Here is a 15667-nt window from a genome sequence, read left to right on the forward strand (position 1 = left end):
CACCGAGCACACCGGTCCGGCGGGGCACCGCCGGCCCGCCCGGAGGCACCACCCCATGCACATCACCCGAGGCTTCACCGGGCGACCGCGCGTCGCCGACCCCGGTCTGCCGCCCGGCCAGTACGACGCGGGCGACGACTGGCCCGTGCTGTCCGCCGAGGTCACTCCCGAGCTGGCGCCCGCCGACTGGACCTTCCGCGTCGACGGACTGGTGGCCGAGCCCCGCACCTGGGACTGGGAGGAGGCGCACCGGCTGCCGCCGTCGGCGTACGAGGGCGCGATCCACTGCGTGACGAGCTGGTCGAAGTTCGGGGTGCGGTTCGCGGGTGTGTCCCTGGACGCGTTCCTGGACTCGGCCCGGCCGCACACGTCGGCCACCCATGCCGTCGCCTACTCGCACACCGGCTACACCGCGAACCTTCCGCTCGCCGACCTGACCGGCGGACGCGCCTGGATCGCGTGGGAATACGACGGCAAGCCCCTCGCTCCCGAGCACGGCGGCCCGGCGCGGCTGCTGGTGCCGCACCTGTACTTCTGGAAGAGCGCCAAGTGGATCGCGGGCCTGCGGATCCTCGACCACGACGAGCCTGGCTTCTGGGAGCGCAACGGCTACCACGAGCGGGGCAACCCCTGGGAGGAGCAGAGGTACTCCGGTGACTGAGACCTTCGTGCCCCCCACACGGTTCGCCGTGCCCGGGCGCATCGCCGTGAGCGAGCAGGCCGCGTCCGAGTGGCAGACCGCCACCATCACGGGGATCCGCCGCGAGACCCCGCGGGTGACCACCTTCCGGCTCGCGGTGCCGGACTGGCCGGGGCATCTGCCCGGGCAGCACCTGATGGTGCGGCTGACCGCCGAGGACGGCTATGCGGCGCAGCGGCACTATTCGATCGCGTCCGCGCCGGACGATTCCGGGCAGATCGAGCTGACCCTGGATCACGTCGAGGGCGGCGAGGTGTCGGGCTGGTTCCACACCGTCGCCCGGCCCGACGACCGGGTCGAGGTGCGGGGCCCGGTGAGCGGCTTCTTCGCCTGGCCGGGCGACCGGCCCGCGCTGCTCATCGGGGCCGGCTCCGGCGTCGTACCGCTGATGTCGATGATCCGGCACCACCGGGCCCGGAACCTGGCCGTGCCACTGCGGCTGGTGGTGTCCGCGCGCAGCCCCGAGGAACTCGTCTACGCCCGGGAGTTGGGCGCGGAGACGACCGCCGTCTTCACCCGGAGCGCGCCGGAGGGTGTGGCGGTGGGACGTATGGCGGCCGCACATGTGGCGCCGCTCCTGGCCGAGCAGCCCCCCGGTGGGTGGGAGGCCTATGTGTGTGGCTCCAACTCCTTCGCCGAGCACGCCTCCCGGCTGCTGGTGACGGCCGGTCAACCGGTGGACCGGATCCGCATCGAGCGTTTCGGCTGACCCCGGTGTTTTGCCGCGGTCGCGCCGGGCACCCAGCCGGAGGCCCACCGCGGGCCCGCTCCGCTGTGCCCACGAACCCGTGGCGATCGGTGGGCGCCGGAGGGGGTACTCCGTCCGTGAGGGCACTCGCGCGCGTGGCGTGATGCGGAGGGAGCGGCGGCGCACGGCCGGTCCGGGCCTCCGCCGCGGGGTGACGGCGAGGAGGTGTGCATGCGAACCCGGGTGCGCGGCTGGCGCTGGCGGAGCAGTCCGCTGCGGCGCCGGTCGGATGTGGTGGAAGCGTGGACGGTCCTGGTGGTCGCCGTCCTCATCCTCGTGGGCGCGCCGCTGGCCGGGACGGCCGCCGCCCTCTGGGCGCACGGCGAGGCGCGGTCGGTGTCGGCGGAGCAGCGGGCCGAGCGGCACCGCGTCCGGGCCGAGGTGGTCGACAGGAACGACGACTCGCTGCCCTCGGTGCAGGCGGGCGGACAGCACGCTTACCGGGCGACCGTGCGCTGGACCGAGCCGGGCGGAGGCACGCGCACCGCTACGGCCCGGGTTCCCGCCGACACCCGACAGGGCGAGACCGTGGACGTCTGGTTCGACGACCGGGGCCGGAACGTGCTGCCGCCGGTGGACGGAGCGGCGGTCTGGCAGCACACCCTCACCATCGGCACCTGCGCGGCGGGCGGTGCGGTGCTCGTGGTGCTCTTCGGCCATTTCCTCGTACGCCGGGTGGCGCTGCGCCACCGGCTGGCGGAGTGGGACCGGGCATGGGCCCGCACGGAACCGCAGTGGACGCACCGCGACGCGTGAGACGCGCGGCGGACCTCCGCGCCGGTGGCCGGCCCGGCGGTGAGGCCGGAACAGCACCCTGTTCAGTCCTCCGATCACCCCCGTAGTGTGATCATCCGCACTGCCCTCGTAGCTGCTCCTCATCCAAGGCGGTCCTGCATGGCCCTGTTCGACCTTCCGCTCGACGAACTCCGCGAGTACCGCAGCGCAGCCACCGAACCCGAGGACTTCGACGCGTTCTGGTCCAAGACGCTCCAGGAAGCGCGGGGGCACGATCTGGACGCCCGCTTCGAACCGGTCGACACGGGCCTGTCCACCGTGCAGGTGTTCGACGTGACATTCGCCGGGTTCGGTGGTCATCCGGTCAAGGGGTGGCTGACGCTGCCGGCCGGAGCGGAGGGCCCGCTGCCGCTGGTCGTGGAGTTCATCGGTTACGGCGGCGGGCGCGGGCTGCCCCACGAGCACCTGCTGTGGGCGTCCTCGGGCCGGGCGCACTTCGTGATGGACACCCGCGGGCAGGGCAGCGCCTGGGGCGGGGGCGGCGGCACGGCGGACCCGGTGGGCGGTGCGCCCGCGTACCCCGGTTTCATGACGCGCGGCATCGACGCCCCGGAGAACTACTACTACCGCCGGGTCTACACGGACGCCGTGCGTGCCGTGGAGGCGGCCCGTTCGCACCCCCTCACCGACCCGGCGCGCACGGTGGCCGTCGGTTCCAGCCAGGGCGGCGGCATCACGATCGCGGTGGGCGGCCTGGTCCCGGACCTGGCGGGCATCGCGCCGGACGTACCGTTCTTGTGCGACTTCCCGCGTGCTGCGACGATCACCGACCGGCACCCGTACCGGGAGATCGGCCTCTACCTCAAGACGCACCGCGGCCGCACCGAGGACGCCCTGCGCACGGTGTCCTACTTCGACGGCGTGCACTTCGCCGCCCGCGGCCGGGCACCGGCGCTCTTCTCGGCCGCCCTGGAGGACCAGACCTGCCCGCCCTCGACCGTCTTCGCGGCGTTCAACGCGTGGAGCCACGAGGACAAGGCGATCGAGGTCTACGACTTCAACGACCACGAGGGCGGCGGCCCGTTCCAGCAGGCGCTCAAGTTGCGCTGGATGCGCTCGTACATCTGATCCGGCCGTTCACCCCCGACGAGCTTCCACCTGGTCCGACCAGTCGGTACGTTCATCGCGCCCGGGCCGCGACGCGGCGCCCGGGCCGGTGACGGTCGGCGGAGGGGGCTCATGTCCGGGAACGAAACGCAGGTGCACGGTCACTGCGACGCACGGTTCACGGCGGTACGCACGGCGTTCGAGGAGAACTTCCGGGAGCGGGACGAACTGGGCGCCGCGGTGGCCGTCACCGTCGGCGGCGAGACCGTGGTGGACCTGTGGGGCGGCTGGGCGGACGCGGCCCGCTCCCGCCCCTGGGAGCGGGACACCCTGGTCAACGTGTGGTCCACGACCAAGGGGCCGGTGGCGCTGTGCGCGCACATCCTCGCCGACCGGGGGCTGCTGGACCTGGACGCGCCGGTGGCCGTGTACTGGCCCGAATTCGCGGCGGCGGGCAAGGAGAAGGTCCTCGTCCGGCACCTGTTGTCCCACCGGGCGGGCCTCGCCGGCCTGCGTGAGCCGCACGCGCTGGAGCAGCTCTACGACTGGGAGCTGACCACGCAGCGGCTCGCGGCGACCGAGCCCTGGTGGGAGCCGGGTACCCGCTCCGGCTATCACGCGCTGACCTACGGCCACCTGGTCGGCGAGGTCGTACGGCGGGTGTCGGGGCTGCGGCCGGGCGCGTTCCTGGCGCGGGAGGTGACGGGGCCGCTCGGCATCGACTTCCGCATCGGACTGCCCGAGCGGGACGCCGGCCGGGCGGCCGAACTGGTCCAGCCGGCGGTCGCGGCGAGCAGTGAACAGGCGGCCGTCTTCGCGCAGTTGGCGCCCGCGGCCGTCGCGGCGCTGACCAACCCGGCGGTGTCCGCCGCCGCGGCCGGCACCCCCGGGTGGCGGGCCGCCGAGATTCCGGCGGCGAACGGGCACGGCACCGCGCGTGCCGTCGCCGGGCTGTACGGCGTCTTCGCGGGGCGCGGCTCGTACGGGGGCCGGCGCATCCTGTCGCCAAAAGCGGCGGAGCGGGTGCGCGAGGGGCAGGGGAGCTGCCGGGACCTGGTGCTCGGCGCCGGCTTCGAGCACGAGACAGAGGTCGGCCTCGGCCTCTGGCTCAGCGGCCCCGACGGCTGGTACGGGCCCAACCCGCGCGCTTTCGGACACGACGGCTTCGGTGGCTCTTGCGGACTCGCCGACCCTGAGGCGGGAGTGTCCCTGGGCTATGTGATGAACCGGATGGGTCCCCGCATAGCCAACGACCCGCGGAAGACGGCGTTGGTCGACGCGTTGTACAGCGCGCTGTGAGGGCGGGCGCGGGCGGGCCGGTTTCGGCCGAACCGCCCGGCCGCCCTTCCCTGCTGGTTTAGACCAATGCTAGATGTGGTGGCGCACCGAGCCCGAACGGCTACCGAACGTCACCCACAGGAGGGGCGGCATGGCCCGCACCACCCCGCACGACCCCCCGTCGGCCGAGGGAGAGCCCTTGTACAGCCGGATCGCGACGGAGTTGCTCAACGAGCTGCGCGACGGCATCGTCCCGCCCGGTGAACGACTGCCCGGGGAGAGGCGGCTGGCCGGTCACTTCGGGGTCAGCCGGGAGACCGTACGGCAGGCGCTGGGCCTCCTGCGCCGCGACGGCCTCGTCGCCACCGACCGGCGCGGCAGTCACGCCACCCTGCCCGGCCTGCCGGTCGAGACCCCGGCGTCGCTCACCTTCCCGGTCGGGGCCCGGACGGCGGCGCCGGGCGGTGTCGCCCGCGCCACGGTCACCTGGGAGCCACCCTCGGCGGACCACGCCGAGGCCCTGGAGCTGGCCCCCGGCCGCCCGACCCTGGTCCACCGCTACCGGTACGCGACCGCCGACGGACAGGGTCTGCGGACCGCCGTGACCTCGTTCTCCGCCGTCGCGCTCGCGGAGGTGGAGGAGCTGGCGCGCTACCGCGACCGCGCCGACGGCACCGCCGCCGCGCAGCTGCGGCGCGCCTACGACTGGATGCGCCGGGCCGGTCTGAGCCTGCACCACCGTGATGCCATCACGCCCCTCGCGAGCACCCCCTCGGTACGGGTCACGCGACGGGTGCACGACCAGTACGCGCGCCCGCTGGAGATCACCGATCTCGTGGTGGACGCCCAACGGGACGCGCTGGTCTACGAGTTCACACTGCCGGGCCGAGCGGTACCGGCCCCGGCGAACCAGCATCGGTCACCCGTTCGGCGGACTGCCCACGCCGGTTTCCGGAGATGACGGAGATCATCGGAACACGGCACGGCTTCCCCGCACGGCTTCCCCAGGCGACTTCCGAAAGGATCCATCCCCATGGCCACCTTCACGACCTCCGACGGAACCGAGCTCTACTACAAGGACTGGAGCGAGGGGCAGCCGGTGGTGTTCAGTCACGGCTGGCCCCTCAACGCGGACGCCTGGGACGGCCAGGCCCGGCTGGTCGCCGAGCACGGCTTCCGGGCGATCGCACACGACCGCCGCGGGCACGGCCGCTCCGGACAGCCCTGGCAGGGCAACCACATGGACCGGTACGCCGACGACCTGGCCGAGCTGATCGAGGCGCTGGACCTCCGCGACGCGGTCCTGGTGGGGCATTCGACCGGCGGTGGCGAAGTGGCCCGGTACATCGGACGGCACGGGACCGCGCGGGTCGCCAAGGTGGTGCTGCTGGGCGCGGTGCCGCCGCTGATGCTGCGGACGGAGGCCAGTCCGGAGGGCACGCCGAAGGACGTCTTCGACGGGATCCGGGCCGGCGTCGCGGCGGACCGCTCGCAGTTCTACTGGGAGCTGAGCGAGAGCTTCTACGGCTTCAACCGGCCCGGCGCCGCCGTGTCGGAGGGCGTGCGGCGGGCGTTCTGGATGTGGAGCATGCAGGCCGGGCTGAAGGGCGCCTACGACTGCGTCGCGCAGTTCTCGGAGACCGACTTCACCGAGGACCTCGGGCGCATCGACGTGCCGACGCTCGTCGCGCACGGGGACGACGACCAGATCGTGCCGATCGCCGCCTCGGCCCACCGGACCTCCCAGCTCGTCAAGGACGCGACGCTGAAGGTGTACCCGGGCGCGCCGCACGGCCTGGTCGGCGACTTCGAGAAGGCGTTCAACGACGATCTGCTGAACTTCCTGCGCGGCTGACCCGCACACCGGAATCGGCGGCCAAACGCCAGCCAGCCGCGTCACCAACCTGCCCGAACAGCACACCTAGCCCGGCAGCCTGGCCATGACGAGCCGTACCCGGGGGCTGCCGTCCGGTCGCCGCCCGAACTCGGGCAGCGCGTGGAGCTCCACCCGGAAGCCGGCCTCCGTGAGTCCGCGCCGCACGTCTCCCAGGCGGAACGCGCGGTAGTACATGACGAACGGGGGCCGCCAGAGCGCGTTGCGCACCCGCATCACGGTGTCGAAGCCGAGCAGTGTCCAGTAGCCGGGCGAGCCCGGGCGGGGCGGGGCGACCAGCGGGAACGCGAAGCTGCCGCCCGGCCGCAGGACGGACCGGACCTGCGCGAACAGCCCGGGCAGTTCGCGGGGCAGGAAGTGCCCGAAGGCCCCGAAGGTCACCACCAGGTCGAACGCGGGCGCGAAGGGCAGGGCACGGGCATCGGCCCGGACCCAGGAGACCGGCGGGCCCGTCGGCGCGGCCTGCTTCCGTGCGACGTCGAGCATGCCCGCGCTGAAGTCGACGCCGGTGACCCGCTCACGGCACACCTGCGCAAGGACCCCGACGCCCGCTCCGGTGCCGCAGCACAAGTCGAGTCCGGCGTCGTAGGGCCCGGTCCGCCGCAGCAGCGAGCCGACGGCGTCGAGGACCGCCTCGGGTGTACGGAACGGCGTGTGGTCGAACTTCGGCGCGAGGAGGTCGTAGCCGCGCTCGACGGACGACAGCGCCTGGACGGCGAGCTCGCGCAGACTGGGGCCTTCGGGGCTGAACATCGGCTCAGCCTAGGGCGCGGCGCCGCGGAGTTGCGTCAGGAGCCCCCTCCAGGGAGGCCCGCTGCTCCAGGACGGCGAGCACGCGCTCGCACCAGCGGAGGTTCTCCTCCTCGAAGCCGATGCCTCCCATCAGGGTGAGGTACGGGCCGACGCGGTCGGCCTCCCGGAGATACTCCTCCTCGCTGCGGCCGGCCAGGAGGCGCTCGCGCACGCGCCGGTACCGGGCGAGCTTGCCGCGGGCCCACGCCTGGCGCTCCTCGACCAGCGCGCGGGTCGCCCCGGGATCGGCGCCGTCCATCGCCTGGATCTTGATGAGGAGTTCGTCGCGGATGGCGGTGGGACGACGGGGTGGTGCGGCGGCGAACGTGCGCAGGTCCGCACGGCCGGCCTCGGTCAGCGTGAACATGCGCTTGTCGGGCCGCCGTTCCTGGCGGACCACCCTGGCCTCGATCAGCCCGTCCTGCGCGAGGCGCTCCAGTTCCCGGTAGAGCTGCTGCGGGGTCGAGGCCCAGAAGTTGGCCAGCGACACGTCGAAGACCTTCGACAGCTCGTACCCCGAGGCCTCACCCTCCAGGAGCGCGGCGAGAACGGCGTACTTGAGAGACATGTGGACACCGTACCAACGGGTGACTAATGTACTCCGGACCTACTCAACAAATTGACTAAGGCGGATTCGATGCGTGCATTCCGGGAGGCCGTCGAGAAGCTCGACCTCGACGCCGCCGAGGCGCTGCTGGCGCCGGACGTGGTCTTCACCAGCCCGGTCGTGTTCAAGCCGTACGCCGGGAAGGCGATCACGGCCGCGATCCTGCGCGCGGTATCCGAGGTCTTCCAGGACTTCCGTTACGTGCGTGAGATCAACGACGCGAACGGCCGCGACCACGCCCTGGTCTTCACCGCGCGCGTGGGTGACCGGGAGATCAACGGCTGCGACTTCATCCACGTCGACGAGGACGGGCTCATCGACGAATTCACGGTCATGGTGCGCCCGTTGTCGGGGGCTCAGGCCCTCGCGGCGGCCATGGGTGAGCAGTTCGAGCGGATCGCCGAGGAGGTGCGCGCCCGCTCGGTCTGAGCGACAGGTCCACCGATCCGTTTCCCGCGTTCTCCCGGCGCCCGCGGACGGTTCACGGTTGGATGTCCCCATGACGTCCGCCGAGCACGACCGGCTGATGCGGGCCAACCAGGCGAACTGGGACGCCCGCACGCCCGTCCACCTCGCCAGCCGGTTCTACGGCCTCCACGAGGACCTCGACCCCGAGCGCTGGTTCGCCCCGTTCGAGTGGGAGGACCTCGGCGAGCTGGCCGGGCGTGACGTGCTCCATCTCCAGTGCCATCTCGGCACGGAGACGATCGCCTTCGCGCGGCGTGGCGCCCGGGCCGTCGGCCTCGACTTCTCCGCGGCGTCCGTGGCGGCCGCCCAGGACATCGCGGCGACCGCAGGCGCCGACGTGTCGTACGTCCGGGCGAACGTGTATGACGCCGTCGAGGCCCTGGCCGGGCGGCGGTTCGACGTCGTGTACACCGGCAAGGGCGCCCTGTGCTACCTGCCGGACCTGGACCGGTGGGCGGAGACCATTCACCGACTGCTGCGGCCCGGGGGCCGGTTGTACGTCGTCGAGTTCCATCCCCTGCTCAACTCGCTCGGACCGAAGCCCGCTCCGGGCGAGGGACCCGAGCTGCTCCTGCGCCACGACTACCTGGGCGGCGCCGGCCCGGTGCACCGCGACGGAACCCACACCTACACGGACGGCCCGGCCGTCGAGGGCGCCACGGACAGTTACGAGTGGATGCACGGAATCGGCGAGGTCCTCACCGCGTTGACGGGGGCGGGACTCGCCGTGCGGCGGCTGCGGGAGGGTGACGAACTCCCCTGGCCGCGCTGGCCGCAGATGGTACGCACCGAGTCCGGCTGGTGGCGCCTGCCCGAGCCGCGGATCCCGTTGCTGTACGGGCTGCTGGCCACGCGCTGAGATAATCCTGCCCCGTCCGCCTCTCCCGGTGGTACAGTGCGAAGAGCACTCGTGCACGCCCCTTTTGCGGGCGCCGGTGCCAGTTCTTCTCTCTCTTCATCCTTTCCAGCACCACGACGTGTTCCGTCGTATCCGAGGTGCTGTCTCTCCGCCGCCCGGAGGCGTGCCCCAGGCCCCTCCCCTCGCGGCCCTCTCCCCCTCCCCTCGCATGTCCTGTGCCTGCCGTCCGTGAAAGGACACACACCACCATGACCACCACACTCGAAAACCCACCCCAACAGCAGCAGACCCCGGACCGGACCGTCTCCGGCGTCCTCGACGTCGACGCGGGCGGGAAGGGGCACCTGCGCGGCGAGAACTGCCTGCCCACGCCCACCGACGCGGCCGTCTCCCCCGCGCTGATCCGCCGGTACGGCCTGCGCAAGGGCGACCTCGTCGAGGGCGTACTCGGCGACCGGCGCGGCCTCACCGGCGTCCTACGGGTCGAGGGCCGTACGGCCGACGGCCCGCGCGACCGGCGCGCCTTCCGGAACCTGACACCGCTGCATCCGCACGAGCGGCTGCGGCTGGAGCACCCGGCCGCCGGACTGGCCGGACGCGTCGTCGATCTGATCGCGCCGGTCGGCAAGGGCCAGCGCGGGCTCATCGTGGCGCCGCCCAAGACCGGCAAGACCGTCCTCCTCCAGCAGCTCGCGGCCGCCGTCACCGGCAACCATCCCGAGTGCCGGCTGATGATGCTGCTGCTCGACGAGCGGCCTGAGGAGGTCACCGACATGCGGCGCTGTGTGCGGGGCGAGGTGTACGCCTCGACGTTCGACCGCAGCGCCAAGCAGCACGTCGCGCTCGCCGACCTCGTGGTCGAGCGGGCCAAGCGGCTCGTCGAGGCCGGCGAGGACGTCGTCATCCTCCTCGACTCGCTGACCCGGCTGTGCCGGGCGCACAACAACGCGGCCGCTTCCGGCGGCCGCATCCTCACCGGGGGCGTAGACGCGTCCGCGCTGGCCGGGCCCAAGCGGTTCTTCGGCGCCGCCCGGTCGGCCGAGGAGGGCGGTTCCCTCACGATCCTCGCGACCGCCCTGGTGGAGACCGGCTCCCGGGCCGACGACTTCTACTTCGAGGAACTGAAGAGCACCGGCAACATGGAGCTCCGCCTGAGCCGGGACCCGGCGTCCCGCCGGGTGTTCCCGGCCGTCGACATCATCCCCTCGGGCACCCGCCGCGAGGAACTGCTCCTGCCGCCCGCCGAATTGGCGGCCGTCCACGGTCTGCGGCGCGTGCTGCAGGGGCGGGAGGGGCAGGGCGCCCTGGAGACGCTCCTGGAGCGGATGCGCGAGACACCGGACAACGCGACGTTCCTGCGGCGCATCCAGCCCACCCTGTCCGCGGGCTGACGCGCAGCACTCTGCCATTCGGGTGCCGGAACGCGCGGTGTGCGGCCCCGTCGTCGCCGTGCGGAGCAGGTCCGTTTCTACGTTGATCATATGATCATCGGATTCTCTTCCCGGGTGACCCTGTCGGCGGGTGTGCTCTGCCTCGCGGGGCTCATGGCCCTGACGCCCGCCGCGGCGGCCGGTCCCGGCGGGGCGGAGCCCACCCCGCCGGGCGGGCCGAGGGCCGCGGCGCCGCACCCCTCACTGCTGTACCGTCCCGGCACCCAGGTCCGCCTGCGCGCCGGGGCGTCTCGCGTCCCGAAGGTCTCCGCACTGTCCTGGCTGGTGGCCGACGCCAGCACCGGTGAGGTGCTCGCCGCGCACAACGCCCACCGCAGGCTGCCCCCGGCCAGCACCCTGAAGACCCTGTTCGCCCTCACCGTGTTGCCCGGACTGCCGGCGGGCATCCGGCACACGGTCCGCGCAGGGGAGCTGAGGGGCATCGGAGCCGGCAGCAGCCTGGTCGGTGTCGCCGAGGGCCGTACGTACCGGATCGCCGACCTGTGGCGCGGTGTCTTCCTCAACTCGGGCAACGACGCCGTGCACGTCCTGGCCGAGCTCAACGGCGGCTGGCGGCTCACGGCCGAGCGGATGCAGGCCAAGGCCCGGTCCCTCGGCGCCCACGACACCCGCGTGGTGTCGCCCGACGGCTACGACGCACCGGGCCAGGTGTCGTCGGCGTACGACCTGGCGGTGTTCGGCCGGGTGGGGCTGCGCAACCCCGACTTCGCCCGGTACTGCGCCACGGTCGAGGCCAAGTTCCCCGGCGGCGGCAACTGGTCGTACCCGATCCTCAACACCAACCGGCTGCTCAGCGGCGCCCAGGGCGTGAAGCCGTACCGGGGGCTGATCGGGATCAAGAACGGTTACACCAGCAAGGCCGGCAGCACGCTCGTCGCGGCGGCGCGGCGGGACGGGCGCACCCTGGTCGTGACGGTGATGAACCCTCAGGAGGGCGGTGGCTCCGCCGTGTACGAGGAGGCGCGCTCGCTGCTCGACTGGGGCTTCGGATCGGCCGGGAGGGTCGAGGCGGTGGGCTCGCTCGGCGCGCCGCCCGCACCCGCGCGGCCGGCGGTGACGACGCCGCCCGCGGTCGCGGCGGCCGTGCAGGCCGAGCGGGGGTCCGTCTGGACGGAGGCGGGGCTGATCGTGGGCGCCGTCGGTACGGGCGCGGCGGTCGTGGTGCTGGTGCTGCGGCTCCCGGTCCGCAGGCCCGGCCGGGGCTGACCGGCCGGCAGCCACAGCAGCAGGCCCAGAGTGATCCAGGCGTAGGTGTTGCTGCCCAGGAACCCGTCGACGCCGGACGCGTCGTCGTACCACAGCCACACCACGCTCGTGCACAGCACCCCGTACAGGGCGCCCGCCACCCGGGGGCGCCCCGCCCGGACCAGCACGGCGAAGGACGGGAGCAGCCAGACGAGATGGTGCACCCAGGTGATCGGGCTGACGAGGCAGGCGGCGAGGCCGGTCAGGGCGAACGCGGCCGTCCAGTCCCCCGCCGCGGCCGCCCGTCGCGCCCGCAGCGCCCACACGCCGAGGATCAGCAGGACCGCCACCGCCCACACCGCGCGGTCCGGTTCGCCGAGCCGCGCCAGGGCGCCCTGCACCGACTGGTTGGAGACGTAACCGAGGCGTCCCACGCGGCTGGTGTCCCACAGCGCCTCGGTCCAGTAGAAGCGCGAGGCGTCCGGGTCCACCCCGGCCGCGAGGGCCGTGGCTCCCGCCGCGACGGCCGTGGCGACCGCTGCCGCGCGCCGGCGCCCGGCCACCAGCAGCAGACCGATGAACAGCGCCGGCGTGAGCTTGACCGCGGCCGCGAGGCCGATGCCGGCGCCTGCCAGGCGTCCTCGTCCGGTGGCGAGCAGCGTCGCGTCGGCGAGCACGAGCGCCAGCAGCAGGAGGTTGACCTGCCCGAAGCTGAAGGTGTCGCGGAGTGGTTCGAACAGGGCGAGCAGACAGGCGATCAGAGCCCAGCCGTACCAGCCGGGGCGCCGCCGGTCGGATCCGGCGAGCAGGCGCAGGACCACAGCCAGGGCGGCCAGGTTGAGCAGCAGAGCCACGGCGATCGCGGCGTGCAGCGACAGCAGGGCCATGGGCAGCATGGCGACGGCGGCGAACGGCGGGTAGGTGAAGCCGTACGGTGTGCCGGGCACCCGGTAGTCGTAGACGCGACCGCCGTGGTGGACCCAGGAGTCGATGCTGCCGTAGTAGACGCGCAGGTCGAACCAGTCGCGCAGCAGCGGCACGGTCGCGGTGAAGAGCGTCACCAGCGCGGCCAGGGCGAGCACCAGCAGCAGCCGGCCCCGGTCGGTGCGCGGCAGAGCGGGGGTCATGCGGCGCTACCCGGCGCCGGGGCGAGTTCGGTCTGGCGGGCCTGCCACAGCACGACGACCGCGAGTGCCCCGCCGGAGACGGCCAGCACGAGTTGTCCGGTGTCCGCCGGGCCGCCGCTGGGCAGGACGCACAGCGCGAGGACGCCCGTCACCGCCGCCGTGCGGTGGCGTACGGACGTACTGGGTGCGGCGGCGGCGATGAGGAACAGGCCCCACAGGGCGTACCAGGGGCGGATCGCCGGGCCGAGCGCGGCCACCGCCGCCAGGGACAGGCCGAGCGCGTACACGGGCCGGGGGCGCAGCCGCAGCCAGATCAGCACGATCGCGGTCACCGCGGTCAGGATGCCCAGCGCGTGCCAGGCGGGGACCGCCAGCGGCGCGAGGCCGCTGCCGAGGTGCTCCAGCAGGGCCCGGGTGGCGCGCCCCAGGAGCGTGGTCAGGGCCCAGTTCTGGGGTGAGGCGGGGGTGTTCAGGGCGCCGACCCAGCCGTATCCGGTGCCGGCCACGGCCGTCGCGGCGACGGTGGTCGCGGCGGCTGCGAGGGTGGTCGGCACCAGGGCCTGCACCGGGCTGCGGCCCGCGCGGAGCTGGAGGACGACGACGGCGGCGAGACCGAGCGCTGCGGGCGCCTTGACCAGGGCGGCGAGGGTGACGAGGACGGCGCCGAGGACCGGCCACCGGCCGAGCGCCGCCACCAGGCCGATGCCGAGCAGGCCGAGCATGACGGCGTCGTTGTGGGCGCCCGCGACCAGGTGCAGCAGCACCAGCGGGTTGAGGGCGCCGAGCCACAGCGCGGCGGACGGGTCGGCGCCGCTGTGGCGGGCGAGGCGGGGCAGCGCGGCCGCCATCAGGGCCACCCCGGCGAGGGCGACGAGCCGCATCCCGAACAGCCCGGCGGGCAGTTCACCGCGGGTCAGACCGGACAGGGCCGCCGCGACGGCGAGGAACACCGGGCCGTACGGGGCGCCGGTGTGCCGCCAGAGGGGCGCGACCTCGTCGGCGAGCGGACCGCCGAGCCGGGACGGCCCGTGCGCGTACACGTCCATGTGCGCCTCGACCATCGCCCCTTGGGCGAGGTAGCTGTAGACGTCGCGGCTGAACAGCGGCGGGGCGATCAGCAGCGGGGCCGCCCAGACGACGAGGACGAGCAGCAGGGCGCGCGGAGCCGGTGGTCGCGGTCCGCGGACCAGTCGGCCCAGCAGCAGCCAGGCCGCGATCAGCAGGACGACGCCGAAGTACACGACGACCAGGCCCAGGGCGGCGCGGGCGGATGCCGGGTGGAGGAGGTCCGCCACGGGCAAGGCGCCGGCCGTCTCACCGCCCAGGGCGAGGCAGGCGGTACCGGCCAGGCCGAGTACCTGGCAGCGGCGGAGATCGACGGGGAAAGCCATGGCCAACACTCGGGCAGCGTGTCAACGGCGCATGACCGGGAGGGGACGCTTCCCTCTCCAGCGGGCGGCCCGCGTGTGACCGGCCGGTGATCACTGGCCGAAGCGGCACCGACGCGGCGACGGCCCCGCCGCGACGGTGACCCGGAATGGGATCCGTGCTCAGAAGACCGACACGCCGGTCAGGGTCGTGAAGCGGTCGAGCGCCGCCACGCCCGCCACCGAGTTGCCCCGCTCGTCGAGCCCCGGGCTCCACACGCACAAGGTGCAGCGGCCGGGCACGACCGCGATGATGCCGCCCCCGACCCCGCTCTTGCCGGGCAGGCCCACGCGGTACGCGAAGTCGCCCGCGGCGTCGTAGGTGCCGCAGGTCAGCATGATCGCGTTGATCTGCTTGGCCTGGCTGCGGGTCAGAAGGCGGGTCCCGTCGGCGCGGATGCCGTGCCGGGCGAGGAAGCCCGTGGCGAGCGCGAGGTCGGCGCAGGACGCGGCGATCGAGCACTGCCGGAAGTACTGCTCCAGGAGCGTCGGCACGGGGTTGTCGATGTTGCCGTAGGACGCCATGAAATGGCCGAGCGCGGCGTTGCGGTCGCCGTGGGCGGACTCGGAGGCGGCGACCTCCTGGTCGAAGGTCAGGCCGGGGTTGCCGCTCTCCGTCCGCAGGAACGACAGCAGTTCGCCCGACGCGTCGCCGGTACGGGTGTGCAGCCGGTCGGTGACGACGAGGGCGCCCGCGTTGATGAACGGGTTGCGCGGGATGCCGTTCTCGTACTCCAGCTGGACCAGGGAGTTGAAACGGTTGCCGGAGGGCTCGCGGCCCACGTGATCCCACAGGGCGTCGCCCTCGCGGGCCAGGTCGAGGGCGAGGGTGAAAACCTTGGTGAGGGACTGTGCGGAGAACGGCTGCCGCCAGTCCCCCACCCCGTACACCGTGCCGTCGAGGTCGGCGACGGCCATGCCGAAGCGGCGCGGGTCGCAGGCGGCGAGCGCCGGGATGTAGTCGGCGGGCCGGCCGCGGCCGGGGGTCCGCTCGATCTCCTCGGCGATGCGCTCGAGAACCGGCTGGAAGGTCGTCGACGACGTCATGATCGCCATTGTCCCTCCGCCGGTCCCGGTGCGCTCATGCGGGTCAGGCCGGGGTGTGCCCGCTGCCCGCCAGGACCTCGGGGCGTAGCAGGGCGGTGAGGGTCTCGGCGGGGAGCAGGCCCTTCTCCAGGACGAGTTCGGCGACTCCGCGGCCGGTGGCGAGGGCCTCCTTGGCGATGTCGGTGGCGGCGGTGTAGCCGATGTGCGGGTTGAGGGCGGTGACCAGGCCGATGGAGTTCTCC

The 15667-nt window shown here is 73.4% G+C and carries 15 protein-coding genes and 2 pseudogenes; 11 read left to right on the plus strand and 6 right to left on the minus strand.

What is annotated here, in order from left to right; all coding sequences use genetic code 11:
* The first annotated feature begins 55 nt into the window (after positions 1-55).
* From OO68_RS18790 to OO68_RS18820, 7 genes are all read left to right on the plus strand, one after another.
* Complete coding sequence (locus OO68_RS18790; protein ID WP_033309529.1) at positions 56-661, plus strand: sulfite oxidase-like oxidoreductase; 606 nt, start codon at positions 56-58, stop codon at positions 659-661.
* The gene (locus tag OO68_RS18795; protein WP_033309530.1) at positions 654-1409 is read left to right on the plus strand and encodes a ferredoxin reductase; all 756 of its coding nucleotides are present in this window, start codon (positions 654-656) and stop codon (positions 1407-1409) included. The genes OO68_RS18790 and OO68_RS18795 overlap by 8 nt, the downstream gene beginning before the upstream one ends.
* 210 nt (positions 1410-1619) lie before the next feature.
* Positions 1620-2204 (plus strand): Rv1733c family protein, encoded by a 585-nt coding sequence (locus OO68_RS18800; protein WP_033309531.1) that lies wholly within the window; start codon positions 1620-1622, stop codon positions 2202-2204.
* A gap of 138 nt (positions 2205-2342) precedes the next feature.
* Positions 2343-3311, plus strand: a complete 969-nt coding sequence (locus tag OO68_RS18805; RefSeq protein ID WP_033309532.1) for an acetylxylan esterase — start codon at positions 2343-2345, stop codon at positions 3309-3311.
* A 111-nt stretch (positions 3312-3422) separates the two neighbouring features.
* Positions 3423-4589, plus strand: a complete 1167-nt coding sequence (locus OO68_RS18810; RefSeq protein ID WP_033309533.1) for an EstA family serine hydrolase — start codon at positions 3423-3425, stop codon at positions 4587-4589.
* Between the two features lie 130 nt (positions 4590-4719).
* Positions 4720-5529: a GntR family transcriptional regulator gene (locus OO68_RS18815; RefSeq protein WP_033309534.1), complete on the plus strand. Its 810-nt coding sequence runs from the start codon at positions 4720-4722 to the stop codon at positions 5527-5529.
* A 72-nt stretch (positions 5530-5601) separates the two neighbouring features.
* Positions 5602-6423: an alpha/beta fold hydrolase gene (locus OO68_RS18820; RefSeq protein ID WP_033309535.1), complete on the plus strand. Its 822-nt coding sequence runs from the start codon at positions 5602-5604 to the stop codon at positions 6421-6423.
* A gap of 66 nt (positions 6424-6489) precedes the next feature.
* On the opposite strand, the gene OO68_RS18825 is transcribed toward OO68_RS18820, so the two are convergent.
* Both OO68_RS18825 and OO68_RS18830 read right to left on the minus strand, forming a co-directional pair.
* Positions 6490-7215 (minus strand): class I SAM-dependent methyltransferase, encoded by a 726-nt coding sequence (locus OO68_RS18825; RefSeq protein ID WP_033309536.1) that lies wholly within the window; start codon positions 7213-7215, stop codon positions 6490-6492.
* Between the two features lie 4 nt (positions 7216-7219).
* Positions 7220-7822, minus strand: a complete 603-nt coding sequence (locus OO68_RS18830) for a PadR family transcriptional regulator (protein WP_051814719.1) — start codon at positions 7820-7822, stop codon at positions 7220-7222.
* A gap of 69 nt (positions 7823-7891) precedes the next feature.
* Between OO68_RS18830 and OO68_RS18835 the strand changes: the two genes are divergently transcribed.
* From OO68_RS18835 to OO68_RS44125, 4 genes and pseudogenes are all read left to right on the plus strand, one after another.
* Positions 7892-8290, plus strand: a complete 399-nt coding sequence (locus OO68_RS18835; protein WP_033309537.1) for a nuclear transport factor 2 family protein — start codon at positions 7892-7894, stop codon at positions 8288-8290.
* Positions 8291-8360: 70 nt separating this feature from the next.
* On the plus strand, positions 8361-9188 hold the full coding sequence (locus tag OO68_RS18840; protein ID WP_033309538.1) for a class I SAM-dependent methyltransferase: 828 nt from the start codon (positions 8361-8363) through the stop codon (positions 9186-9188).
* Positions 9189-9436: 248 nt separating this feature from the next.
* The gene (rho, locus tag OO68_RS18845) at positions 9437-10579 is read left to right on the plus strand and encodes a transcription termination factor Rho (RefSeq protein ID WP_033309539.1); all 1143 of its coding nucleotides are present in this window, start codon (positions 9437-9439) and stop codon (positions 10577-10579) included.
* Between the two features lie 153 nt (positions 10580-10732).
* Positions 10733-11506: pseudogene (locus OO68_RS44125) on the plus strand (D-alanyl-D-alanine carboxypeptidase family protein); the annotation flags it as partial.
* A 59-nt stretch (positions 11507-11565) separates the two neighbouring features.
* On the opposite strand, the gene OO68_RS48510 reads toward OO68_RS44125, so the two are convergent.
* The 4 genes and pseudogenes from OO68_RS48510 to aspA form a co-directional block, all read right to left on the minus strand.
* Positions 11566-12951, minus strand: coding sequence for a glycosyltransferase 87 family protein (locus tag OO68_RS48510; RefSeq protein ID WP_033309540.1), 1386 nt, complete (start codon positions 12949-12951; stop codon positions 11566-11568).
* Positions 12948-14342, minus strand: a complete 1395-nt coding sequence (gene mptB, locus OO68_RS18855) for a polyprenol phosphomannose-dependent alpha 1,6 mannosyltransferase MptB (protein ID WP_033309541.1) — start codon at positions 14340-14342, stop codon at positions 12948-12950. Before mptB ends, OO68_RS48510 begins: the two co-directional genes overlap by 4 nt.
* Before the next feature lie 159 nt (positions 14343-14501).
* A complete protein-coding gene (locus OO68_RS18860; RefSeq protein WP_033309542.1) occupies positions 14502-15434 on the minus strand; it encodes a glutaminase in 933 nt (310 codons plus the stop codon).
* Between the two features lie 34 nt (positions 15435-15468).
* Positions 15469-15667 (minus strand): annotated as a pseudogene (gene aspA / locus OO68_RS18865) (aspartate ammonia-lyase); the annotation flags it as partial.

Source organism: Streptomyces iakyrus (genome assembly GCF_000717055.1).
In the GTDB taxonomy this organism is placed as follows: Bacteria; Actinomycetota; Actinomycetes; order Streptomycetales; family Streptomycetaceae; genus Streptomyces; species Streptomyces iakyrus.